The organism is Serratia sp. Ser99 (genome assembly GCF_024519545.1).
Classification (GTDB): Bacteria; Pseudomonadota; Gammaproteobacteria; order Enterobacterales; family Enterobacteriaceae; genus Serratia; species Serratia liquefaciens.
Genome location: NZ_JALJRT010000002.1, coordinates 273,720 through 297,725, shown reverse-complemented (window position 1 = coordinate 297,725; position 24,006 = coordinate 273,720). Strand labels below are relative to the sequence as shown.

The following is a 24,006-nucleotide window of genomic DNA, read 5'->3' as shown; positions in this document are numbered from 1 at the left end:
AGAAATGGTGCAATTTAGCGACATGCATCAACTTTACTCACCAAACTGATGCGTAGAATGCAGGTTTTTATACTTTCAGGGGGAAATATGTCGGGGAACCATCTGCTAACGGGTCAGCACCGATCGCTTAATGGCTGGCAGCTCTCACGGCTGTTTACATTTGAAGTGGCGGCTCGACACGAGTCTTTCGCCATGGCGGCGGATGAACTGTCGGTGAGCCCCAGTGCGGTAAGCCATACCATTAATCAACTGGAAGCGAATCTCGGCTTAAAGTTGTTTATTCGTTCTCATCGGAAAGTTGAACTCACCGTTGAAGGTGAACGGGTTTTTTGGGCGTTAAAAACATCATTGGGTACCCTGAACCAGGAAATATTGGATATCAAGAACCAGGCGCTGTCAGGCTCCCTGACGGTTTACTCCCGGCCGTCGATCGCCCAGTGTTGGATCGTGCCGGCCCTGGCCGATTTTTCTCGCCGTTATCCCGCCATCAACCTGACTATTCTGACTGGCAATGAAAACGTCAATTTCCAGCGGGCAGGCATTGATCTGGCCGTTTATTTTGATGCGACTCCCTCATCACAGCTTCATTACCAATACCTGATGGATGAGGCAATTATTCCCGTATGCAGCCCGGAATATGCAGCCCAATTTGAGCTGGTCAATTTTCCCGGCAACCTCTCACACTGCACCCTGCTCCACGATCGTCAGGCCTGGAGCTATGATTCTGGTACGGATGAATGGCATAGCTGGGCTCAACATTTCGGTGTCAATCTGGATACCTCGCCGGGAATAGGATTCGATCGCTCCGATCTGGCCGTCACTGCGGCAGTGAACCACGTTGGCGTTGCCATGGGCCGTAAGCGACTTATCCGCAAGCAACTCAGTACCGGCGAGCTGGTTGCGCCATTGCCCAAAATGGAGCTGAAATGCGATCAGCACTATTATGTATCAACGCTTTCCGACCGCCAGTGGCCAAAAATTGATGCCTTCATCGTTTGGTTAAAAGAGTTGGTAGACAAATCTGAATAGGTTTCACCACGCCCAAAAAATCAGTATCCCGATTGCCGATAATTGCCGTTATCGCATCGGGACTGCCTGGTAGCTGGCGGGGTTATAATTATATCATCATCAAGTTAATACTATAATATTGCCAAACCAAATACCGTTTACAGTTTGGATCAGCGTACCTCTCAGAAAACTCGAACTCATTAATATAAATAGCACGTTTTCCAAAGTTGATAACTGTTATTTGTGCTGCCAGATTCTGCATCGCCAATGACGGTCATAATAAAGCACTATAATCCAACAAGTAATAACTTAGGTCACTATAATTAATGTCATTATGGTTATATATGACAACACCCTATCTTTACATCCATTTAATTTAACACCATAAATAAGGGAAATAATGGAACTACATACACGTAACAAAAGGCGAATTCTAACCCTAGCCGCTTTAGCAGGATTGAGTATAACCGCAATGTCTGCTAATGCTTTTGCGCAGGAGCTTTCACCTGTAGTTCAAATGAGCAAGGGGACTATCGAAGGCGTCAAAAATGACGGGTATCTTCAATTCAAAGGTATTCCTTATGCGAAGGCTCCTGTAGGCAGTTTGCGTTGGATGCCGCCGGTTGAAGAAGAAAAATGGTCGGGCACGTTAAAAGCGAACCATTTTGCCAATACATGTGCCACCAAGCTCACTTTGGGTGGGTTTGGGCCAGTAAGCGCTGCTGAAGATTGCCTCTATCTTAATGTTTATACCCCTGCGGTTTTGCCAGAAAACAACAGTAAACTGCCGGTCATGGTGTGGATACCCGGTGGTGGATTAGGTTCTGGTTCGGGTAATGAATACGATGCCAGCAAACTTGTCAGTAAGAATGTTATTGTCGTCACCATGAATTACCGCCTGGGTATGTTTGGGTATTTCTCACATCCGGCATTGAACCACGAGGGGCATAAGGCGATTAATTACGGTACCTTAGATCAGCAAGCTGCCCTAAAGTGGGTAAATAAGAACATCCAATCATTTGGTGGCGATAATCATAATGTCACGTTATTTGGTGAGTCTGCCGGCGGGCATAGCGTATTGGCACAAATGGCTTCGCCAGGTGCCAAGGGGTTATTTAACCGCGCTATTGTTTCCAGTGGTTCATTTTCCCTAAAGCAGCCAACAGTGGCTGAAGCAACTAAAATCGGTGAACTGGTTGCCAAGAATGTCGGCTGTTCGGAAGGTACGGAAGAAAAAATGGCAGAATGTTTACGGGCAGTACCCACCGAAACCATTCTGGATAAGGGCGTTAACTATATGACCACCGCACAGGTTGTGACCGATGGTGAGGTGATGCCTGAATCATTGGAGGCCGCTTTTAGCTCCGGCCGCTACAACGTTGTGCCCATTATTAATGGATTTAATACCAACGAGGGCACCTTCTTTGCTGCCATGATGGAGCTGGATTCAGGTAAACCAATAGACAACATCGGTTTTTACGAGGGTCTGAAAGCTTTCTTTGGCGAGAGTGACGCAAACACGCTAATAAAGCGAGCTGCAATCCCTGCCAAGCAGGTCAATCTTGGCCAAGACTACGCAGATTTCTTTGGCCGTGCCAAATTTATCTGTCGCACGCCGATGATGAATAACCTTTTAGCTAAAAACACGCCGGTCTACAGCTATGAGTTTGCGGATAAAACGGCTCCTCAGTTTGCCAAACCTGTGTCGTTCCCGTACGCAGCCGCGCATACCAGTGATTTACAGTATATCTTCCGTGATTTCCATGGCACTACCGGCGAGTTGCATAAACTCAATCCTGCACAAGAGAAACTTTCAATCTTGATGGTGGATTACTGGACCAACTTTGCCAAAACCGGCAATCCAAATGCTAAAGGCCTGCCTGTATGGGGTGCCTACCACCCACAAACCGAATCGACCCTTTTTCTACATACCCAAAATACCAAAATGATCGAGGGAATTTCAAAAACCTTCAATTGTGATGAGTTCGCAGGGGTACTCTGAGTCATCTTTAAGGGCCAGTGATAGAATCATTAAGACCGCACCATGAATCCTCGGTGTGGTCTTTTTTTTAAGGCGATTGTCACTGACCACATTCCCCTATCCCTCACCACTGAGCAACAATAGTTTGAGTGTCTATCTCCGTAGCAGGATATATCATCACGCTTAGTGCCTGTATTATTTTTCGACAGGCGTGCGATATATCCAAACAGTTAAAATGGTTGATAACGTGAACCAAACGGCAATTTCTTTTATCAATAACCCAACCATGTAGAAAATGTTTTAACATTTGCAGCATAAAACAGTACAATTCCGTCCGTTAATTTTGCACTGTTTTAGGATATATGTGTCGTTAATTCGGACTGCCACATCGCGAAGCCATCTCCCGGCCTGTCTGGGGATTTTTGCGATCCTGATGTTGTTCATCGCCCCGGTGATCTCTCGATCGCTGGAGCATGCGCGCGTGGGGCAATCTGAAACGGTCGCAATGACAGACTGCGGCATGGATATGTCTGTGCATGGCCATCATCCGCCGCCGGAGCCTGGCGCACAAAGTATGACGATGACCATGCAGACCGGCAGCCATAATATGGCGATGATGATGGATGACAGCGCCTGCGGTTACTGTGTATTGCTGATCCATGTCCCCTTGTTAGATCTGGCCAGTTCACCGCTATTCTGGTCTGGTTCGCTGTTGTCGCGCGCCCCTCCGCTGCATTATATCTTCCCGCTATTCGCCCATGTGATCCACTCCGAGTCCCAACCTCGCGCTCCACCAGCATCACTTCCGCTGATTTAAAAATAAATAGACTGCAGCCAAATTATTCCTGTTGAGACTATTCAACCGGGCGGGTTATTTACGCCTGTCGGAATTCCCCACTGCACTCAATAAACATCGCAACCCTGTTGGCATTATTATCACGCCAAACCGGGCCAAAGCTTATTAACGGCGGCATGATGCTCCGGGTTTCACTGCGCCTAAATAACCGGCTGTTGCGATGTAAAAGTATTTTTAGCGTCAAAATTGACATTAAGAAACGATGATGTTCGGAAAAACCAACAATTATAAGAAGCGCCCTCTCTCCCTGCATATTACTGCGGCTATGCCGCTGTTTGTCCTGGCGGGCTTCAATGCTCATGCTGCACAACAGCACCAGCATGAAGTAGCGGTAAAGGCCAATGATGGCGACGTGATCACCGTCACCGCACCGCTCTATTCGCCGATGACGATAGTGACCTCACCGAAAACCCCTCGCCAGCCAGTGCCTGCCAGCGACGGCTCGGATTATCTGAAAACTATCCCGGGTTTCTCACAGATCCGTAATGGCGGCACCAATGGCGACCCGGTGTTTCGCGGCATGTTTGGATCCAGGCTGAAAATTTTGACCGACGGTGGCGAAATGTTGGGTGCCTGTCCTTCACGAATGGACGCGCCGACTTCCTATATTTCACCAGAAAGTTATGACCTGTTGACGATTACCAAGGGGCCGCAAACGGTGCTTTGGGGCGCAGGATCCTCTGCCGGTACGGTGCGCTTTGAACGAGAACGTCCGCAGTTTGATAAACCAGGCATCAAAGGCAACGCCAGCATGCTGGCCGGTTCCAACGGCCGTTGGGATGAAAACATTGATGCCAGCCTGGGCAGTGAACAAGGTTATCTGCGCCTGATGGGCAATAAATCACGCTCTCATGATTATCAGGACGGCAATGGCGATCGCGTGCCCTCTCGCTGGGACAAATGGAATGGCGATCTGGCACTGGGTTGGACTCCGGACACCGATACCCTGCTGGAAGTGACCATGGGCCGGGGTAATGGTGAAGCGCGCTATGCCGGGCGCAGCATGGATGGTTCGCAGTTCAAGCGCGAAAGTCTGGGCATGCGGGTAGAAAAATCCAATATTGGCGAGGTGTTCGACAAGCTGGAAGCCCAGGTGTATTACAACTACGCCAACCATATTATGGATAACACCACCCTGCGTTCACCCGGCCAAGGCGGCATGGCGATGGGACACATGGGCATGGGGATGCCTATGCACGCCGGCATGACCATGCAGTTGGATCGTCGCACCGTCGGCGGTCGAGTGATGGGTACCTGGCTGTGGCAAGATTTTAAGTTGGAAAGCGGTATGGATACGCAAACCAACACGCATCGCAACAAACGGGGTAACGCCTGGCAAGAGGATGCGCAGTTCCATAACTACGGTGCCTTTGGTGAACTGACCTGGAGCGCGACCGAACAGAGCAAGATCATCAGCGGTGCTCGCCTCGATCGTACCCTGGTGGATAACTACAAAACCGGCAACGATACTGAGCGTTCCGATACGCTGCCTAGCGGTTTTAGCCGTATTGAGCACACATTGGCCGGCATGCCGTTGATGCTGTACGCAGGGATCGGCTATACCGAACGTTTCCCCGACTATTGGGAGCTGTTCTCCCCGACATTTGGGCCTGGCGGCAACAAGAGTGCGTTTGACAGCGTGAAGAGTGAAAAAACCACGCAGATCGATATCGGTGCTCAATATACCGATAAGCGATTTAACAGCTGGGTGTCGGCTTATGTTGGCCATGTGAATGACTTTATCTTGTTCAAATACGATCCGCATCACGCCCGTATCAGCCAGGCCGATAACGTTAACGCCACCATCATGGGCGGTGAAATGGGTATGGGTTACCAGTTGACCGAACACTGGAAGACCGATGCCAGCCTGGCTTATGCCTGGGGGAAAAACACCAGCGACAACCAGCCGTTGCCGCAAATCCCACCGTTGGAGGCTCGCTTTGGTTTAACCTACGAACGAGGCGACTGGAGCAGCACCGGCCTGTGGCGTGTGGTCAGCAGCCAGCACCGCGTAGCCATCAATCAGGGCAACGTGGTCGGCAAAGACTTTGCCGACAGCCCGGGTTTTGGCGTGCTGTCCGCCAATGTAGCTTACAAGGTGAACTCACACGTCAAGCTCAGCACCGGCCTGGATAACATTCTCAATAAAACCTACAGCGAACACCTGAATCTGGCAGGTAACAGTACCTTCGGCTATTCGTCGAATACGTCGGTCAATGAACCGGGCCGCACCCTGTGGGCCAAGGTGAATGTCACCTTCTAACCAGGTGCTATGGGGCGGTGTATGCATGCCACCGCCCCATGTTTGTTATTGCTCCGCGCGCTGATTTTGTTATTCACGGGCAAGTTGCTGAAATACTGCCGCCCACATGCCTGAAACCGTGCAGATATCTTTATGCAACCGACGAGATAATATGCTCTCGCAGCCATTGATGCGCCGGATCGCGATGGGCACGCTCATGCCATAGCATGGTCATCTCGAAGCCCGGCAGCTCGACGGGCGGCTCCACCACCTGCAACGCGCTATTATTGCGTACCAGACGTGACGGCAGCATGGCCACCAGCTCTGAGGTTGCCAGCACCGACATCACAAACAGAAAATGCGGTACGGAAAGCACCACTCGCCGGGTCAAACCGGCTTCTGCCAACACTTTGTCGGTGATGCCGAAAAAACCCCCGCCGTCCGGCGAAACCATCACATGTTCCAGCTCACAAAACTCAGCCAGTGAAGGTGGTTTTTGCAAGCCTGGGTGTCCGGCGCGTCCCACCAGCACGTAGCGTTCGCTAAACAAAATTCGTTGTCGCAAATGGGCTGGAGCCCCTTCACGGGTATGAAAGGCCAAATCTATCTCACCCTGCTCCGCCTGCCTGGCGATGCGTGAAGGCACTGTCTCGATCACTGCCAGTCTGCTGTTCGGTGCCGCAGACCGCAGGCCCATCAACGCCGGCTGAACAATGGTTGACTCGCCATAGTCAAAAGCCGCTACGCGCCAGGTATTTTCAGCCACTTTGGGATCAAAGGGCGATGAAGGTGACACCGCTTGTTCCAGTGCTTCAAGTGCCTGCCGCAGCGGTTCACGTAACTCGTCGCCGCGTGTGGTGGGCCGCATTCCTCTTGGCCCCGGCAACAGCAGCGGATCGTTAAAGATGTCTCTGAGTTTGGCGAGATGCACACTGACCGCAGGTTGTGAGAAGTTTAAACGTTGTGCCGCCCGGGTAACGTTGTGCTCTGAAAGCAAGGCGTCCAGCGTGACCAGCAGGTTAAGATCCAGACGTCTGATATTATTCATGCTAATACCTGTAATATTAGAAATTCATTTCTAATATACCTTGCAGCAGCCTAACCTGCCTCCATCAATCAATGGAGGTTCCACAATGAACGTTTTAATCGTCTACGCCCACCCTGAACCGCAGTCATTAAATGGTTCACTCAGGGATTTTTCAGTACAGCGGCTCAAAGCTGCCGGCCATGAGGTGCAAGTTTCCGATCTGTATGCCATGCAATGGAAAGCGACGCTCGACGCCAATGACAGCACGGCCCAATCCGGTGATCGTTTCAATCCGTCGCTCGATTCCCAGCAGGCTTTTGCTCAGGGTTTACAGAGCAAAGACATTGAACTGGAACAGGAAAAGCTGCTGTGGGCCGATACGGTGATCTTGCAGTTCCCGCTGTGGTGGTTTTCGATGCCGGCGATCCTTAAAGGCTGGGTTGAACGCGTCTATGCCTACGGATTTGCCTATGGCGTCGGCGAGCACTCTGACGTCCGTTGGGGGGATCGTTATGGTGAAGGCACCCTCGCCGGTAAACGCGCGATGCTGATTGTCACTACCGGCGGATGGGAATCGCACTATGCGCAACGCGGCATCAATGGCCCGATCGATGACATTCTGTTCCCTATCCAACATGGCATCCTGCATTATCCCGGTTTCGAGGTGCTGCCTCCCTTTGTTCTTTATCGTACCGGCCGGGTTGATCAAGCGCGCTTTGCCGAGGCTTGTAACGCACTGGGGCAACGCCTCGATGAATTGGAGCAAACCTCGCCTATTCCCTTCCGTAGGCAGAATGCGGGCGAGTACGAGATCCCGGCATTGACGCTGAAACCCGATATTGCTCCCGGGCGTAAGGGCTTTAGCGCGCATATTGAATAATTAATGGAACCTTCTTCCAACCCACGGTATTGGCCGACGCCAATGAACAGATGCGGTTGGCGCATGAAGAAACTTTCGGGCCGCTGGCAGCCTGCTTCCGATTCCATACCGAAGAGGAAGTGATTCGCCGGGCTAACGACACGCCTTTCGGATTGGCCGCCTACCTCTACACTCGCGATCTGGCGCGTGCATTCCGTGTCACGCGCCAGTTGGAAAGCGGTATGGTGGGCATCAATGAGGGCATTATCTCGACTGAAGTGGCGCCTTTTGGCGGCGTCAAAGAGTCTGGCCTGGGCCGTGAGGGCGCGGATGTGGGGCTCGAGGAGTATCTCGAGACCCAGTATGTCAATTTGGGGCAACTGGGCGGCGAATAAATAGCTGTTCGGTCATCAATTGCCCCCACTGTGTGCCCGGCTGCTCTTCTGCAAGCACGAAACCGACGCTTTCATAAAGATGCCGGGCCGCATTCAGCCCTTTGAAGGTCCACAGATGGATTTCGTCAATCGCATGCTCATCGCAAAAACTGACCGCCCGGTTCAGCAACTGGCGGCCAATACCGCTGCCACGCAGGCTGTCATCGATAATAAATGCGCGCAAGTGAGCACGGTTGTCTCCCAAGCTTTCGCCATCAATCGAAACAGAGCCGACAATGCGATCGCCCTTCAGCGCGGACCAGGTCTGGTTTAATGGATTCGACAAACGCCCGGCCAGATCGGCCAATGCCGCGCCCACCGTAGCTTCGAAGAAGGCGCCGAAACCCACGGTGCGGGAATAGTATTGCATGTGCATTTCCAGCGTTCTGGCGGTGAACCCCGGCAAATAGCCGCTGACAATCTCGATGGGCGCTGCAGCAACCGGCGTTTCTCCCAGGCGATGTGCTCGCAACGCTGTGGCATAGCTCTGCAGTCCATTGGCAATGCTGACGCTGGCGTCTGCCGGTAACTGCTCCAGCGCGGTAAGCACTTGACGATCGGCAAAACGATTGATGGCCGCCAGGGTTTCTCGTCCTTGCGCCGTCAGCCGCAGGATCTTCTCTCTGGCATCTCGCGGGCTGGTCTGCGTTTCCAGCTCCCCGGCTTTGATCAGCTTGTTCAACATGCGGCTGACGCTGGATTTCTCCAGGTTAAGTACGTTGCAAAGCTCGGCGGCGGTATCAACCTGGCAATCGCCTATTTCAATCAACGCATGCACCGCCGATGGCGGCAGTTCGGTTCCTGCCAGGGTATTGCCCATAAAGCCGAGCTCACGCACCAAATGGCGCGACGCATCCCTGATCGGGTGTAAATACGGACTTGGTTGGGTGATTGACATGATCGGCACTCTGATATGGTTGTATTGTGCAACCATATCAAAGTTATTGAGCAATGCAAAGGGGCATGAGTCTTACAGGACAGCGGCCCGTCATCAGGCACGCTCAGCTTTTTTAGGCGCTCTCGCCCTTTTTTAACTCTTTCAGGTATTTGTAAACCGTGGCGCGGCCGAGGGATAACACGTTGGCGATATAGTCGGCGGCGCTTTTGGCTTTAAACGCCCCTTCGTTATACAGGTCAATCACCAACTGCTTTTTCTGTTCACGGCTCAATGAACCCAATGAAGCGTTTTGCTGGCGGATCCACTCGTGCAGGAAGGTATTGATCTTCTCCTGCCAGTCGTCTTTGAATAACTGCTGTGGCTGAGGCTGCAAACGGGTGACCGACAGGAACATATCCAGCGCATTTCTGGCGTCTTCAAATGTCGCGGTGCTCAAGTTAATGCACAGCAGGTAGCGGGGAACGCCCTGTTCGTCTTTCGCGGCAATGCTCACCGAACGCATTTTCTTGCCGTCCCAGTTGAGTTTTTCGTACGGCCCGGTCACCTGACCTTCGCTGTCGATGTCAAAATCCTCCAAACCGGCATCGTCACCCGGTTTGCGTTTCGACAGATTATTGGCGAGGTAAGCCACCTTATTGGTAGAGAGATCGTGTATCACCACTTCCACATTGGGAAAAAACAGCGCTGCAATGCCGTCGGCAACCGACTGCAGTAATTCTAATTGGGACGTGGTTTTCAGCACTCTGCTGTTACTCCATAGCGATAAGGCATGATGATATTGGCCAGTTTTCATCATTGGGTCAGCCGCTTAGCATACCTCAGTTGCCCCGCAATGCCGAGCAGGAGAACGGCTAACCGCCCTCCCGAGACTGGCTTATTCCGCCTCGCGCCGGCTTTGGTAAAACACATAGCCTTCCTGAGCCACGCTGTCTTTGATTCTAAAGCGCCAAACGATTGCCAGGGTGATAAACCACAGCGGCATGCTGCACAACGCTATCAGGGTATCGCGATCAAAGATCATCAGCACCAGCGTGAAGGCAAAGAATGCCAATGTCAGCCAGGTCATTATCACCCCGCCCGGCATTTTGAACAGCGAACGTGCATGCAGGTCGGGCCGCTGTTTGCGGTAAACCAGATAGGCCGCCAGGATCATGCCCCAGCTGTAAACCACCAGTATCGCCGCCACGGTAGACACGATAGTAAATAGCGTCATGACGTTCGGCATCAGGATCAGCAACATCGTCCCCACTACCATGCAAAAGCACGAGAACATCAGGCTGCGGATCGGAATGGCGGTAGTGCGCGAAAGTATCTTGAACTGCCCATGGGCATGCTTCTCCATCGACAAGCCATACAGCATGCGGGTACTGGAATAGACGCCACTGTTGGCTGAGGACATCGCCGAAGTCAGCGCCACAAAGTTGATGACCGCGGCGGCAGCAGGTAATCCCGCCTGATCGAACAGCATCACAAACGGGCTGCTGTCCGGTGAAATATGGCTCCATGAGGTTACGGCGATGATCGCCAGCATGGAGAACACATAAAAGATGATGATCCGCACCGGGATAACGTTAATCGCCTTCGGCAGTACCTTGTGTGGATCCTTGGTTTCAGCCGACATGGTGCCCAACAGCTCAATACCGGTGCAGGAAAAGATGGCGATCTGAAAGCCGGCAAAGAAACCAAGAATGCCGTGCGGCATGAAAATAGCAGGATCGGTGATGTTGTTCACCGAGGCTTTAACCCCGTCTGGCGAAGTCCAGCCAATAAACACCATCCAGGCCCCGGTGACGATCAACGCGATAATGGCGATCACCTTGATGATGGCAAACCAAAACTCCGCTTCGCCAAACATCTTCACCGACAGCATATTGAACAGGCACAACAGCCCTAAGGTCAGTAAAGCCGGTAGCCAGGGCGAAACCTCGGGGTACCAGTACTGTATGTAGCCGCCGCAGACCACCACGTCGGCAATGCACGTCACCACCCAGCTCAGCCAATAGGACCACCCCAGAAAGAAGCTGGCTTTCGGCCCTAGGTATTCGGAAACGAAATCGGCAAATGAGCGGTAGTCGAGCTTGGTCAGCAACAGCTCCCCCATCGCTCGCATCACCATAAACATAAAGAAGCCGACAATCACATAGGTCAACACAATAGAGGTGCCGGAAAGCGCGATGGTTTTGCCCGATCCCATAAATAAGCCAGTCCCAATGGCGCCGCCGATGGAAATCAGTTGAATATGGCGCTCGCTGAGTCCGCGTTGCAATGTTTGGGCGCAGTCAGGCCCCTCGGTTGAAGAAGCCTTCAACCGATGTTGCTTACTTTTTGTCATGGTGTTACCTGTCCGTCATTAAAGCGATTAAGCAGCGGACAGCCGCTGCTGCAGGAGTGAAACGCATTGCGCGTTGTACCGGCAAAAAAATTCAGGCAAAACGATACCGTCCCTTTGTTAAAGGGAAGTTAAAAAATGTACGCATCAGAAAACGGCTGTTCGAGCTGCGCGCTAGCCCACATTTAGCATGCGAAGCATGAGCGTGGAGGGTGATTCATTTATTATCAGTCGGTTATGATTATTTTTGTTCAAGAATAAAACGCTGACAACGTCGATTTAACATGAATTTAACTCTGGCGTCAGGAAACGGCATTGTCAACACGACACTTAAATAAAATGAAACTTTTTGATCACATTCAAGCTTCTGAAAAATAGATAAAAACGGGTTTTATGCATTTTTTATGCATAAACCATGAGTAGCTCCCGCAACCACCGTACAAAAGTAATTAACTATTCATTTTTACGCCGCCAAACCGGCTTGAAAGCGGCCTGTGGCCCGATGAGTGGGGGCTAACAAGCCGCGTTTTTAATGGTAAATTTAGCGTCGCAAAAGTGTTATGCACTTAGTAATCCACGGTTAAACAAAATAAATACCTATATATAAAAAGGTTGGTTATGGAAAAGCTATCCTACGCTTCAGAAAGCAGCACAACGGCCTGGGCCACCTATCTGCAACAAATCGACCGCGTTGCACCTTATCTCGGTGAGCTGTCGCGTTGGGTTGATACCCTGCGTCACCCTAAGCGTGCGCTGATCGTTGATATTCCTCTGCAGATGGACGACGGTTCAATCCGCCACTTCGAAGGTTTCCGCGTTCAGCACAACCTGTCGCGCGGCCCGGGTAAAGGCGGCATCCGTTACCACCCAGATGTTGATCTCGATGAGGTTATGGCGCTGTCAGCCTGGATGACCATCAAATGTGCGGCAGTTAACCTGCCTTACGGTGGCGCCAAGGGGGGGATCCGCGTCGATCCTTTCAAACTGTCTGAAGGCGAGCTGGAAAGATTGACCCGCCGCTACACCAGCGAAATCGGCTTTATCATCGGGCCACAGAAAGATATTCCCGCACCGGACGTCGGCACCAACTCCAAAGTGATGGCCTGGATGATGGATACCTATTCCATGAACCACGGCACTACCATCACCGGCGTCGTCACCGGTAAGCCTATCCACCTGGGCGGCTCTCTGGGCCGTGAAAAAGCGACCGGCCGTGGCGTGTTCGTGACCGGTTGTGAAGTGGCCAAACGTTTGGGCGTACAGCTCGAAGGTGCCAAAGTGGCGGTACAGGGCTTTGGTAACGTGGGCAGCGAAGCGGCTCGTCTGTTCGTCGGCATCGGCGCACGCGTAGTCGTGATCCAGGACCACTCAGCGACCCTGTCCAACCCAGACGGCATCGACCTGAACGCATTGACCGAATGGCAAGCCAAGAACAAGCAGATCGCTGGCTTCCCTGGCGCTAAAGAAATCGAAAGCGAAGCTTTCTGGTCCGTCGACATGGACATCCTGATCCCAGCCGCCCTGGAAGGTCAGATCACCCGTCAACGTGCAGAAATCCTCAGCGCCAAGCTGGTACTGGAAGGGGCTAACGGCCCAACCTACCCAGATGCGGACGACGTTCTGCGTTCACGCAACATCACCGTAGTGCCTGACGTTATCTGTAACGCCGGCGGCGTGACCGTCAGTTACTTCGAGTGGGTGCAGGACATGGCCAGCTACTTCTGGAGCGAAAGCGAAATCAACGAGCGTATGGACAAGATCATGACCGACGCTATGGTTCACGTTTGGAACAAGTCCGAAGAGAAGAAATGCAGCCTGCGCACCGCGGCCTATATCGTCGCCTGTGAGCGTATCCTGACCGCACGTAAAGAGCGTGGCATTTACCCAGGTTAATGCGTTATCCATCCCGGCTTGCACTGCAGGCCGGGATCATTTCAAAATATCCCCTTCTATCGCAGCAACCTTTTCAACACCTTTCCGGTGCTGGTCATCGGTAACCGCTCGACAAACTCCACGATACGCGGATATTTAAACGCCGCCAGTCGCTCTTTGGTCCAGGTAATCAAGGCTTCTTCCGTTACCGCCTCGTCCAGATCTTTCAACACCACTACCGCTTTAATTTCCTCTCCCAGCGACGGATGCGGCACCCCGATCACCGCCACAAACGAAACCGCCGGGTGGCGAATCATCAGTTCCTCCACTTCACGCGGATAAACGTTAAAGCCGCCCCGAATAATCACGTCTTTGGACCTGTCGACGATAAAATAAAAGCCATCGGCGTCGCGCCGTGCCAGATCGCCGGTTCTAAACCAGCCGTTTTCCAGAACCTCGGCCGTGGCCTCCGGGCGATTAAGATAACCTTTCATCACGTTGTGACCGCGCACCGCTAACTCACCGACCTGATCGATCTCCGTTATCGTTTTGCCGGTGACATCAACCAGCCGGACTTCAACGCCCCAGATCGGTTGGCCGATAGACCCCACTTTGTTGACGCGTCCTGGGTGATTGAAGGTAGCGACCGGGCTGGTTTCCGACAGCCCGTACCCCTCCAGAATGTTAACGCCGAAACGACGGGCAAAATCTTCAATGATTTGCACCGGCAAACTGGCCCCGCCGGAGACCGCCATGCGTAAATTTTTGCGCAACAGCGCCAGATCTACGCTGTCGTCCAGCGCATTCAGCAGTGCCCAATACATGGTAGGTACGCCGGCGAAAAAAGTGATGGCGTGCTTTTGCATCAGCGAGATAGCCAGCTTTGCATCAAAACGGGGCACCAGCACCAGCGTTGCTCCCAAGGCGAAGCCGGCATTCATCTGGACGGTTGAGCCGAAAGTATGGAACAGCGGCAGCGTTACCAAATGGCGATCGGGGCGTTCAACCGAGCTATTGAATAACTGCACCGAACCCAGCGCATTCAGCACCAGGTTGGAATGGGTCAACTCCGCCCCTTTGGCACGGCCGGTGGTTCCGCTGGTGTAGAGGATCACTGCGGTGTCGGACTCTAGGGTGCTGGCGCTGTCAAAATCGGTAGGTTGCTGGCGAATGGCCTGGCTGAAGCGGTCACCGCTCAGCGGCAGGCTGTCACCGATAATAATAAAGTCGCGGCACGATTGCATGGCATCGAACGCGATTTTTGCCTCTTCCCCCAAGGTTAATCCATGGCCCCCTTCAAAACAAAAGAAGGCCACCGCCTGCGAATCCTGCAGGTAGTATTCAAACTCCCCCGCCTTCAGCAAGGTATTTAACGGCACCACCACCGCACCCGCTTTGAGAATGCCGAAGTAAATCGCCGGAAACTCCCAACGGTTTGGGCAGGCCAACGCCACCCGCGCCCCCGGTTTCACGCCCCGAACCCTCAGCAGATGGGCAACCTGATTGGCGAGCTGATCGAGTTCGCCATAGCTAAGCTGGAACTCGTCCTGAACCAGCGCCAGACGATCGGGGAAAGTACGCGCACTCTCTTCAAGCAATGTGGCCAAATTAAGCATATGGGGGTCTCATGAGCAGAAACCGGGAAGCCCGGTGAGTCGATAATTGAGATACTGCGCCACCTCATTGAGGTTGATCTCCCTGAACCGCCTCCGGCGGTAAAATCAGTATAGATGCACCTACGCCAGAAGCAGGTTCGCGTTCCACACACCGGTAGGCTATATGTTAGGGATTATTCCTCCCGGAGATCCCCGTATGAGCAAGAAAAAGATCCTGATGCTGGTTGGTGATTACGCTGAAGATTATGAAACCATGGTGCCCTTTCAGGCATTGCAGATGATTGGCCATCAGGTGGATGCCGTCTGCCCGGACAAGGCCAAGGGTGATTACATCATGACGGCAATCCATGATTTCGACGGCGCGCAGACCTACAGTGAAAAACCTGGCCACCGTTTCACCCTGAATGCCGACTTTGCCGCGGCAAAAGAAGAAGACTACGACGCGCTGTTGATCCCCGGCGGCAGAGCGCCCGAGTATCTGCGCCTGAACCCGCAGGTGATCAAGCTGGTGCAGGCTTTTGACGCCGCACGCAAACCCATCGCCGCGGTGTGTCACGGCCCGCAGCTGTTGGCCGCCGCCGGGGTGTTGAAAGGCAGAACCTGCAGCGCCTATCCGGCCTGCGCCCCGGAAGTGCAGCTGGCCGGTGGCCACTTTGCGGATATCGGTATCGATCAGGCCCATATTGACGGCAATCTGGTGACCGCCCCTGCCTGGCCGGCGCATCCGCAATGGCTGGCGAAATTTGCCGAGTTACTGGCACAATAACTCCGTTTCAGGCCCGCAATTTCTTTGCGGGCCTGAAACGGCATTCGGCGCGATCAGTTAACTCATCCAATATTGGGAATATCACGATATCATTTTAATTGTTCAATCAGAAAGTGGATGTCGTAAAGCCAGCGTTTGGCCCGTGCGGATCGCACCAGCATATAAACATACAATGGCCGGATCCTTTCCATTTCAAGATCCCAGTGATTCGCGCGACGATTTGATGAGGAGAACAATAACGCCGACTTTGACTCCTGACGAAAATACAGCTCATGATTGTAATTGCTGCTGTCGATGAGAAAGGCGTCGAAATAGCCACGCATCAGCGTTTCCGACATTGGCAAGGAGAGGTGCAGCTCTTTGTTTATTTCCGTATTGAGAGTAACGGCAACCCCCTTTTTAAGCAGGCTGGGCGAATTATAGCGATCAATCACTGAAATGACCTGTTGCTGAATATCACTTTCCATTTCAACCTCAATATATTTGGCCGCGGGGATGATGCGATATTATTCAGACCCTGCTGATTGTGGCGAGTTCTCCATCGTCTGGTCATTTTCCCTTTCTTTACACTTCCACCACAGAATGAATATAAAAAAACGCAGCGCGCTATCACCACACTGCGTAATTTAATTATTGCCTGGGCTAAATCTTATTGGGTTAAAGATCTATTGTTGGCAACCACGCCATCGCCCTGCTTTTCTGCCGCGATACCCCCGCCCAGCACTTTATACAGAGTAATCAGGTTCTGATATTCGGTTTGGCGAGCAGCAATCAGCGACTGCTGGGCGGTATATAGCGTTCGCTGCGCGTCCAACATCACCAGATAGGTATCCACCCCATGGCGGTAACGCAGCTCCGCCAGGCGATAATATTCCTGCGAGGCCGCCACATAGCCGGTTTGCGCCGCTAACTGTTCCTGAATTGTGCCCTTGCGTGCCAACGCATCGGCCGTTTCCTGGAATGCCGTCTGCACCGCTTTTTCATAGGTGGCGACGTAGAGGTCTTTCTGCGCCTTGGTGTAATTCAACTGCGCCGTATTATAGCCACCGGTAAAGATCGGCAGGCTGATGCTCGGTGCGAACGACCAAACGCCCGCCCCCTGACTAAACAGGGATGACAGTTCTCCACTGCCCACCCCGCCGCTGGCGGTCAGGCTGATAGACGGGAAGAACGCCGCTCTGGCGGAACCGATATTGGCATTGGCGGCCTTCAGGTTATGCTCGGCCTCCAGCACGTCCGGGCGGTTCAGCAGCACCTGCGACGACACATTGGCCGGTATATCTTTCATGATGCCAGACAACGCTTCGATCCCATCAGGCAACAGGCTCGCCGGAACGCTTTGCCCGACCACCAGATCCAGCGCATTTTTCGCCTGCGCCGCGCTGGTGGAGTAGCTGGCCACGTCCGAACGCGCCTGCTGATAGACCGTCTCCGCCGACGCCACGTCAACCATCGACAAAATACCGTTTTGCTGATTCTTGCGCGTTACCGCCAACGACTGTTTGGCACTTTCCATGGTGCCTTTGGCGGCGGCCAGATTGCTGCGTGCGGCCGCCACATTTACCCAGTCGGTCACGGTGTCGGCAATCAGCGCCAAACGGGTACTTTTCGCCGCTTCGGACTCCGCCAAATAGCTCTCGAATTTAGCGCGAGTCAGGCTGCGATTTTTGCCAAACAGATCCAGCTCGAAAGAACTGGTGCTTGCCGTCGCTTCGTAACTTTGGCTGATCGCCGTGGCATTGCCATTACCGGTCAATGCCCGGCCACGACTGCCGTCCACTCCGGCATTGATGGTAGGAAACAGATCGGCACGTTGCTCACCGTAGAGCGCCCGGGCAGATTCGATGTTGGCAATGGCCTCGCGCAAATCGCGACTGCTGCTCAGCCCCATCTCCACCACCTGCCGTAACCGGCTATCGACCACATAGTCACGCCATGGGATGTCCGGATAGCTTAATGACAATTTACCCGAGGGCGCAGTATAAGCGGCCCCTTGCGGCAGCGTTGAGGGCACCGGTGCCTGCGGGCGTTGATAATCCGGATCCAGCGAGATACACCCCGCCAGCACCAGCGGAAAGGTCAAAGTGATTAAACGTTGCAGCACGTTATTCTCCTGCCTGCGGCGCAGTGTTTTCTGTTGGTTTGGCGGAGGTTGTTTTGCGTGAAAACATCCGGCGTACCAATACGTAGAACAAAGGAACGAAGAAGATTGCCAGTAATGTCGCCGTAATGGTGCCGCCGATGATCCCGGTACCTATGGCGATCCGGCTGTTGGCCCCCGCGCCGCTGGAAACCGCCAAGGGCAAGACGCCGGCGCTGAATGCCAGAGAGGTCATCAGAATAGGACGCAGGCGCATACGGGAAGCCTCAACGGCGGCGGCGATCAAGGCTTCGCCGCGCTGGTAATTTTCTTCGGCGAATTCAACGATCAGAATGGCGTTCTTGGCCGACAGGCCGATGATGGTTAATAGCGCCACCTGGAAATAAATGTCGTTTTCCAGCCCGCGCAGCGTGATGGCCAGCAGGGATCCCACCACGCCCATCGGCACCACCATCATCACGGCAAACGGGATTGACCAGCTCTCATACAGCGCCGCCAGGCACAGGAACACCACTACCAACGAAATGGCATACAACGATGCCGCCTGTCCGCTGGTCAGGCGTTCCTGATATGACAACCCGCTCCAGGAGAAGCTGCTGGCGGAAGAGAACTGTGATGCCAGTTTTTCCATCTCGTCCATTGCCGTGCCTGAACTGGTACCGGGTGCGCCCTCGCCGGTGATTTCAAACGAGGACAGCCCGTTATAACGCGACAGGTTTTCCGGCCCGTAAATCCAATGTGAAGAGGCAAAGGCAGAGAACGGCGTCATGCTGGTCGTGCTGCTGGAGGTGCCGCGAACAAACCACTTATCGAGATCCTCCGGCTTTGACCGATACTCGACGTCACCCTGCATATAGACCTTTTTCACCCGGTTGCGGTCGATAAAGTCGTTGATGTAGGTGCTGCCGAACGCGCTGGTGAGCGTGCTGCTGACGTCGCCGGCGCTCAGGCCCAACGCCTGCAGTTTGTCGTTGTCGATGTCTACCTGCAGCTGTGGCGTATCCGGCAGGGTGTTGGCGCGCACCGCGCTCAGACTCGGATTTTTCCCGGCAGCGGCGATGATCTGGTCACGCATCACTTGCAACTCCGCACGGGTGGTAGCCCCTTTAGCCTGCAGTTCGAAGGTGAAACCGTCGGACTGGCCGAAACCGTCGATCGCCGGTGGGCTCATCGAGAACACTTGGGCATCGCGAATAGTGGCAAAGTGCGCCATTGCGCGTTTGGCAATGGCATCGGCGGTGTTGGCACTGCCAGGCCGCTGGCTCCAATCCTTGAGACTGACGAAGGCCATACCGGCGTTTTGCCCGCTGCCGCTGAAACCAAAACCGTTGATGGTGAAAATGGTGCTGACGTTGGCCTTCTCGTCGGTGAGGAAGTAATCTTTTACCGCGTCGCTGACCGCCGATGTCCTGGCATCGGTCGCGCCGGCAGGCAAGGTGTATTGCACCATTACCACGCCCTGATCTTCATTGGGCAAGAAGCCGGTCGGCAGCCGCATATACATCACGGCGGCGGCGATCAATAACAGACCATACAGCAGCAGATAGCGCATTGGGCTGTGTATCACCCGGGCGACCTTATCGGCGTATTTCTCCTGCAGGCGGTTATAGCCACGGTTAAATTTACCCAGCAGGCCCTTATCGGTCAGATCGTCATGAGCTGGTTTGAGTAAAGTGGCACACAATGCCGGTGCCAGCGTCAGCGCCAGGATCACCGACAGCACCATCGACGCCACGATGGTAACGGAGAACTGACGGTAGATAACCCCGGTGGAGCCGCCAAAGAACGCCATCGGCAGGAACACCGCCGACAGCACCATGGCGATACCGACCAGAGCCCCGGTGATCTCCTTCATCGATTTTTCCGTAGCCTCACGCGGCGGCAGCTTCTCTTCCCGCATCACGCGCTCGACGTTTTCCACCACCACAATGGCATCATCCACCAATAGACCGATCGCCAGCACCATGCCAAACAGCGTCAGGGTATTGATCGAATAGCCGAAGGCGGCAAGCACGCCAAAGGTGCCCAATAGTACCACCGGCACGGTAATGGTCGGGATCAGCGTAGTACGCAGGTTTTGCAGGAACACAAACATCACGATCACTACCAACACCACCGCCTCTATCAGCGTTTTCACCACCTCTTCGATCGAGATATTAATAAAATCGGTGCTGTCTTTCGGGTAGGCCACCTTGTAACCGTTCGGCATTGAAGTCTGATATTCCGCCACTTTGGCTTTGACCAGCTTGGCGGTGTTGAGCGCATTGGCACCGGCGGCCAGCTTGACCGCAATCCCGGAGGCTGGATGGCCATTCAACCGGGCGCTGGAAGAGTAATCCTCGTTGCCCAACTCTACCCGCGCAACGTCGCCCAGGCGCACCAGTGCGCCGCTGCTGTCACTCTTGAGAATGATGTTGCGAAACTGCTCCGGCGTTTGCAGGCGCGACTGCGCTTTTACCGTGGCGGTCAACTGCTGATCGGCACCGGACGGTAAATCGCCGACCTTACCGGCGGAAACCTGGGTATTTTGCGCTTCTATCGCCGTTGATACGTCGGAAGGCATCAGTGAAAAGGACGCTAGCTTGGTCGGGTCAAGCCAGATGCGCATGGCGTATTCCGATCCGAATACCTGCACATCGCCAACCCCTTCGATGCGCGACAGCGGATCCTGAATGTTGCTCACCAGATAGTCGGAAATGTCCGCCATGCTGGCCTTGTCGGTTTCGTCATACAGACCGACGATCAGCAAGAAGCTGCTCTGAGATTTTTTGACCGTAACCCCTTGCGCGGTGACCTCGGTAGGCAAGCGACTTTCCGCCTGCTGCACCTTGTTTTGCACCTGCACCTGCGCGATATCCGGATCGGTGCCCTGGTCGAAAGTCACATTAATACTCACAGAACCGTCGGAGCTGCTGGTGGCTGAAAAGTAAAGCAGCCCGTCCAGCCCGGTAAGCTGCTGTTCGATGACCTGAGTAACGCTGTTTTCCAGCGTCTCGGCATCGGCACCCGGATAGGTGGCGGAGATGGAAATCTGCGGTGGGGAGACGTCCGGATATTGCGAAATGGGCAGCGAGTTGATCGACATCAGCCCACACAGCATGATGATGATCGCAATCACCCAGGCGAAAACCGGTCGCCGAATAAAGAACTGCGCCATGGTTACTGCTCCCCGCCGTTAGCCGTCGGTGGTTTCACATCAACCGCTTTGACCTCAACGCCCGCAGCCACCTTATTGGTGCCTTCAACGATCAGACGGTCACCGGCATTCAGGCCCTTGCTGACCAGCCAGTTGCTGCCGATAACCTGCTCGGTAATGACCGTGCGTTGCTCCACTTTGTTTTGCGCGTTAACAACCAGCGCCGTGGCTTCGCCCTTGGCGTTACGGGTGATCCCCTGCTGAGGCGCCAAAATCCCCTTGGGATCGACGCCGTTGTCTACCGTGGCGTGAACATACATGCCGGGCAGCAATTCGTGCTCGGGATTAGGGAACACCGCACGCAGGGTGACGGAGCCGGTCGACTCGTCTACCGCCACTTCCGTCAGCTCCAGTTTACCGGGGTGGGTATATGGCGTGCCGTCCTCGAGTTTGATGGCTACCGGCGTGACATCGTCACGTTTCAGCGATGCCTGCTGTTTACGCAGTTTGAGCAATTGACTGCTGGACTGAGTGAGATCGACATAAATCGGATCGAGCGCGCGAATGGTTGCCAGGGCGTCGGTCTGACTGGCGGTCACCAAAGCACCCGGCGTAACGGAGGAAATGCCGATACGGCCGGAGATAGGCGCGCGCACCTGAGTGTACGCGAGATTGATTTTGGCCGACTCCAAAGAGGCCTGATACTGTGCGACGGCGGCAACCGCCTCCAGATAGGTTGCCATGGCATCATCCGCATCCTGTTTGGAAACGCCATTCTCTTTTACCAGTGCGGCGTAACGCTGCGCCTTCAGGCGGCTGGACTTCACGGTGGCCTCAGCGCTTTTCAACTGAGCGGCAGCCTGATCGTAGCTGGCCTGATAGGTTGCGGGGTCGATCTGATACAGCACCTGTCCGGCCTTGACCTCGGCACCTTCGGTAAACAGGCGTTTTTTGATAATGCCGTCCACCTGAGGACGAACGTCCGAGGTCATGGTGGCGTTCACGCGGCCGGTCAAATCGCTGCTCAGCGTTACCGGTTGAGCCTGCAGCGTCGCGACACCCACTTCTTGCACGCTACCGGCGCCGGCGGGTGCTCCACCGCTCTGGCCATCACAAGCGGCCAGCAATAACGACAGGCTGACAAGTAAAACCTTTTTCCTTTGCATCGACTATCTATCCTATTGAGAACGTTTATTCTCAATATATAGAAAGCGCCGTTTTTAGTCTGACAGGGTTGCGTAAGGATTGCGTAAAATTGCATCGCAGAGCATGAGGAGAACCGGTGCGCGCCTGCTTTACGCACCGGTTTTGGCGGTTTTACTTATGGCGAAGCGGCACGTCTTTCAGCAACCAGGTCAATGCAAAGGCCAGCGCCATGACCCCGGCGGCAATCTGATACACCGAGTGAATGGCCCCGCCAAAGGCTTGCAAATAGTCGTTCTGCAACGTCAACGGCAGATGATGCACCGCCGCCGCGCCCAAAGAACGCGGTAACGCCGTTCCTTCAGGCAGCAAGCTGGCCAACCGACTGTGCAGCACATTGGTAAAAATCGCGCCAAACACGGCTACCCCGATGGATCCGCCGATAGAGCGAAACAGCGTAGCGCTCGAAGTGGCAACGCCCATGTGTTTTGGCTCGACGCTGTTTTGCGCCGCCAGGATCATCACCTGCATCACCATACCCAATCCCAACCCCAGCAGGCTGATGTAGAGATACAGCAGATGTACCGGCGTCGAGTTTTTCAGCGTCCCCAGCAGAATCATGCCTACCAGGGCACAGCAGGTGCCTATAATCGGGAAAATACGGTATTTGCCGCGCTTACTGATTAACCGACCGCTAACGATGGAGCTGATCATGATCCCGCCCATCAGCGGCAGCAGCTGCATCCCGGCCTGGGTCGGCGTGGAATTCTTCACCACCTGCAAATACAGCGGCAGGAAAGTCACCGAACCAAACAGCGACATACCGACGATAAAGCCGACCAAGGCGCACAGCAAAAAGGTCCTGTTGCGGAATAAGTCGAGCGGAATGATAGGCTCGCTCGCCAGGCGTTCTTCGTAGATAAACCCGCCCAATGACACCAAACCAAAGGCCAAAATGCACCACAGCTGCCCGTCAGACCAGGCCATGACCGTACCGCCCTGACTGGTAAACAAAATAATGCAGGTCAGCGCGGCAGCCAGATAGCTGGCCCCCAGGAAATCGATTTCATGCTTGACCCGATTGACCCTGGATTGGAACACCGCGCCAATCACCAACAGCGCGAAAATCCCCAGCGGCAGGTTGATATAGAAAATCCAGCGCCATGAGAAATGCTGCACCAGCACCCCACCAATCAACGGGCCCACCACCGTCGCCAGGCCGAATACGCCGCCAAACAGGCCCTGATAGCGTCCGCGTTCGGCCGGCGGGATCACATCGCCCACCACCGCCATGGTGACGACCAGCAAACCGCCACCGCCCAACCCCTGCAGGGCACGCATCAGGATAAGCTGGGTCATGTTTTGCGCCAATCCGCACAGCACCGAGCCGAGCAGGAAGACCACAATGGCAATCTGCAGCACGATTTTACGCCCGAACAGATCGCCGAACTTGCCATACAGCGGCACCACTATCGTCGATGCCAGCAAATAGGCGGTGACTACCCACGACAGATTTTCCAGGCCACCGAACTCGCCAACAATGGTCGGTAATGCAGTAGAGACAATGGTTTGATCGAGCGCCGCCAGCAACATGACCAGCAGCAATGCGGAGAACAACAGCCGGATCGAGGGCGCCTGCCCAGACGCCCTGCCGCTGTCTTCACTGCCTGCCAGATGACTGATCCCCATTTAGATGAGCTCACTTGTAATTAATTAATCGAGTAATTAATATATGAGT

At 54.0% G+C, this 24,006-nt stretch carries 17 protein-coding genes and 1 pseudogene; 8 read left to right on the top strand and 10 right to left on the bottom strand.

Annotated elements, in window-relative coordinates; translation table 11 throughout:
- The first annotated feature begins 87 nt into the window (after positions 1-87).
- The 4 genes from dsdC (at position 88) to NR114_RS05440 (ending at position 6,108) form a co-directional block, all read left to right on the top strand.
- Positions 88-1,029, top strand: coding sequence for a DNA-binding transcriptional regulator DsdC (gene dsdC, locus NR114_RS05455; RefSeq protein ID WP_129940620.1), 942 nt, complete (start codon positions 88-90; stop codon positions 1,027-1,029).
- Between the two features lie 451 nt (positions 1,030-1,480).
- Complete coding sequence (locus NR114_RS05450) at positions 1,481-3,010, top strand: carboxylesterase/lipase family protein (RefSeq protein ID WP_256813724.1); 1,530 nt, start codon at positions 1,481-1,483, stop codon at positions 3,008-3,010.
- Positions 3,011-3,353: 343 nt separating this feature from the next.
- Entirely contained in the window at positions 3,354-3,806 is a 453-nt protein-coding gene (locus tag NR114_RS05445; protein ID WP_149573254.1) for a DUF2946 domain-containing protein, read from the top strand.
- Between the two features lie 241 nt (positions 3,807-4,047).
- The gene (locus tag NR114_RS05440; protein WP_234529658.1) at positions 4,048-6,108 is read left to right on the top strand and encodes a TonB-dependent copper receptor; all 2,061 of its coding nucleotides are present in this window, start codon (positions 4,048-4,050) and stop codon (positions 6,106-6,108) included.
- A 130-nt stretch (positions 6,109-6,238) separates the two neighbouring features.
- Here the strand turns inward: NR114_RS05440 and NR114_RS05435 are convergent, their stop codons facing one another.
- Complete coding sequence (locus NR114_RS05435) at positions 6,239-7,135, bottom strand: LysR family transcriptional regulator (protein ID WP_234529657.1); 897 nt, start codon at positions 7,133-7,135, stop codon at positions 6,239-6,241.
- An 85-nt stretch (positions 7,136-7,220) separates the two neighbouring features.
- Here NR114_RS05435 and NR114_RS05430 point away from each other — a divergent pair, with 85 nt between their 5' ends.
- Positions 7,221-7,994: an NAD(P)H-dependent oxidoreductase gene (locus tag NR114_RS05430; RefSeq protein ID WP_234529656.1), complete on the top strand. Its 774-nt coding sequence runs from the start codon at positions 7,221-7,223 to the stop codon at positions 7,992-7,994.
- Positions 7,994-8,368, top strand: a pseudogene (locus tag NR114_RS05425) (aldehyde dehydrogenase family protein); the annotation flags it as partial. The gene NR114_RS05430 and the pseudogene NR114_RS05425, both read left to right, overlap by 1 nt.
- Here the strand turns inward: NR114_RS05425 and NR114_RS05420 are convergent.
- The 3 genes from NR114_RS05420 to NR114_RS05410 all read right to left on the bottom strand — a co-directional run bounded on the left by NR114_RS05420 (position 8,340) and on the right by NR114_RS05410 (position 11,637).
- Positions 8,340-9,305 (bottom strand): helix-turn-helix domain-containing GNAT family N-acetyltransferase, encoded by a 966-nt coding sequence (locus tag NR114_RS05420; RefSeq protein WP_234529655.1) that lies wholly within the window; start codon positions 9,303-9,305, stop codon positions 8,340-8,342. The pseudogene NR114_RS05425 and the gene NR114_RS05420 sit on opposite strands and share 29 nt — an antisense overlap.
- Positions 9,306-9,417: 112 nt before the next feature.
- Complete coding sequence (locus tag NR114_RS05415) at positions 9,418-10,047, bottom strand: transcriptional regulator (RefSeq protein WP_020826941.1); 630 nt, start codon at positions 10,045-10,047, stop codon at positions 9,418-9,420.
- Positions 10,048-10,179: 132 nt separating this feature from the next.
- Positions 10,180-11,637: an amino acid permease gene (locus NR114_RS05410; protein ID WP_115058797.1), complete on the bottom strand. Its 1,458-nt coding sequence runs from the start codon at positions 11,635-11,637 to the stop codon at positions 10,180-10,182.
- 615 nt (positions 11,638-12,252) lie between these two features.
- On the opposite strand from NR114_RS05410, the gene NR114_RS05405 reads away from it, so the two are divergent.
- Complete coding sequence (locus NR114_RS05405; protein WP_020826943.1) at positions 12,253-13,527, top strand: Glu/Leu/Phe/Val dehydrogenase; 1,275 nt, start codon at positions 12,253-12,255, stop codon at positions 13,525-13,527.
- Positions 13,528-13,583: 56 nt separating this feature from the next.
- On the opposite strand, the gene NR114_RS05400 is transcribed toward NR114_RS05405, so the two are convergent.
- Positions 13,584-15,122, bottom strand: coding sequence for a long-chain fatty acid--CoA ligase (locus tag NR114_RS05400; protein WP_234529654.1), 1,539 nt, complete (start codon positions 15,120-15,122; stop codon positions 13,584-13,586).
- 196 nt (positions 15,123-15,318) lie between these two features.
- Here NR114_RS05400 and NR114_RS05395 point away from each other — a divergent pair, with 196 nt between their 5' ends.
- Positions 15,319-15,888, top strand: a complete 570-nt coding sequence (locus NR114_RS05395; RefSeq protein WP_115058795.1) for a DJ-1/PfpI family protein — start codon at positions 15,319-15,321, stop codon at positions 15,886-15,888.
- Positions 15,889-15,977: 89 nt separating this feature from the next.
- Here NR114_RS05395 and NR114_RS05390 read toward each other — a convergent pair whose 3' ends face one another.
- The 5 genes from NR114_RS05390 to NR114_RS05370 form a co-directional block, all read right to left on the bottom strand.
- Complete coding sequence (locus tag NR114_RS05390; protein ID WP_020826946.1) at positions 15,978-16,355, bottom strand: DUF1493 family protein; 378 nt, start codon at positions 16,353-16,355, stop codon at positions 15,978-15,980.
- A gap of 182 nt (positions 16,356-16,537) precedes the next feature.
- A complete protein-coding gene (locus NR114_RS05385) occupies positions 16,538-17,992 on the bottom strand; it encodes an efflux transporter outer membrane subunit (RefSeq protein ID WP_234529653.1) in 1,455 nt (484 codons plus the stop codon).
- Position 17,993: 1 nt separating this feature from the next.
- Positions 17,994-21,146: an efflux RND transporter permease subunit gene (locus tag NR114_RS05380; RefSeq protein ID WP_020826948.1), complete on the bottom strand. Its 3,153-nt coding sequence runs from the start codon at positions 21,144-21,146 to the stop codon at positions 17,994-17,996.
- A gap of 2 nt (positions 21,147-21,148) precedes the next feature.
- The gene (locus tag NR114_RS05375) at positions 21,149-22,291 is read right to left on the bottom strand and encodes an efflux RND transporter periplasmic adaptor subunit (protein WP_234529652.1); all 1,143 of its coding nucleotides are present in this window, start codon (positions 22,289-22,291) and stop codon (positions 21,149-21,151) included.
- A 151-nt stretch (positions 22,292-22,442) separates the two neighbouring features.
- Positions 22,443-23,957, bottom strand: a complete 1,515-nt coding sequence (locus tag NR114_RS05370; RefSeq protein ID WP_048758860.1) for an MDR family MFS transporter — start codon at positions 23,955-23,957, stop codon at positions 22,443-22,445.
- Between the last annotated feature and the right edge of the window lie 49 nt (positions 23,958-24,006).

Excerpts from the sequence above, each read along its gene's own strand:
- dsdC (WP_129940620.1), top strand. The coding sequence starts at position 88 with ATGTCGGGGAACCATCTGCTAACGGGTCAGCACCGATCGCTTAATGGC.
- NR114_RS05450 (WP_256813724.1), top strand. The coding sequence starts at position 1,481 with ATGTCTGCTAATGCTTTTGCGCAGGAGCTTTCACCTGTAGTTCAAATG.
- NR114_RS05440 (WP_234529658.1), top strand. The coding sequence starts at position 4,048 with ATGATGTTCGGAAAAACCAACAATTATAAGAAGCGCCCTCTCTCCCTG.
- NR114_RS05435 (WP_234529657.1), bottom strand. The coding sequence starts at position 7,135 with ATGAATAATATCAGACGTCTGGATCTTAACCTGCTGGTCACGCTGGAC.
- NR114_RS05430 (WP_234529656.1), top strand. The coding sequence starts at position 7,221 with ATGAACGTTTTAATCGTCTACGCCCACCCTGAACCGCAGTCATTAAAT.
- NR114_RS05420 (WP_234529655.1), bottom strand. The coding sequence starts at position 9,305 with ATGTCAATCACCCAACCAAGTCCGTATTTACACCCGATCAGGGATGCG.
- NR114_RS05410 (WP_115058797.1), bottom strand. The coding sequence starts at position 11,637 with ATGACAAAAAGTAAGCAACATCGGTTGAAGGCTTCTTCAACCGAGGGG.
- NR114_RS05405 (WP_020826943.1), top strand. The coding sequence starts at position 12,253 with ATGGAAAAGCTATCCTACGCTTCAGAAAGCAGCACAACGGCCTGGGCC.
- NR114_RS05400 (WP_234529654.1), bottom strand. The coding sequence starts at position 15,122 with ATGCTTAATTTGGCCACATTGCTTGAAGAGAGTGCGCGTACTTTCCCC.
- NR114_RS05395 (WP_115058795.1), top strand. The coding sequence starts at position 15,319 with ATGAGCAAGAAAAAGATCCTGATGCTGGTTGGTGATTACGCTGAAGAT.
- NR114_RS05390 (WP_020826946.1), bottom strand. The coding sequence starts at position 16,355 with ATGGAAAGTGATATTCAGCAACAGGTCATTTCAGTGATTGATCGCTAT.
- NR114_RS05380 (WP_020826948.1), bottom strand. The coding sequence starts at position 21,146 with ATGGCGCAGTTCTTTATTCGGCGACCGGTTTTCGCCTGGGTGATTGCG.
- NR114_RS05375 (WP_234529652.1), bottom strand. The coding sequence starts at position 22,291 with ATGCAAAGGAAAAAGGTTTTACTTGTCAGCCTGTCGTTATTGCTGGCC.
- NR114_RS05370 (WP_048758860.1), bottom strand. The coding sequence starts at position 23,957 with ATGGGGATCAGTCATCTGGCAGGCAGTGAAGACAGCGGCAGGGCGTCT.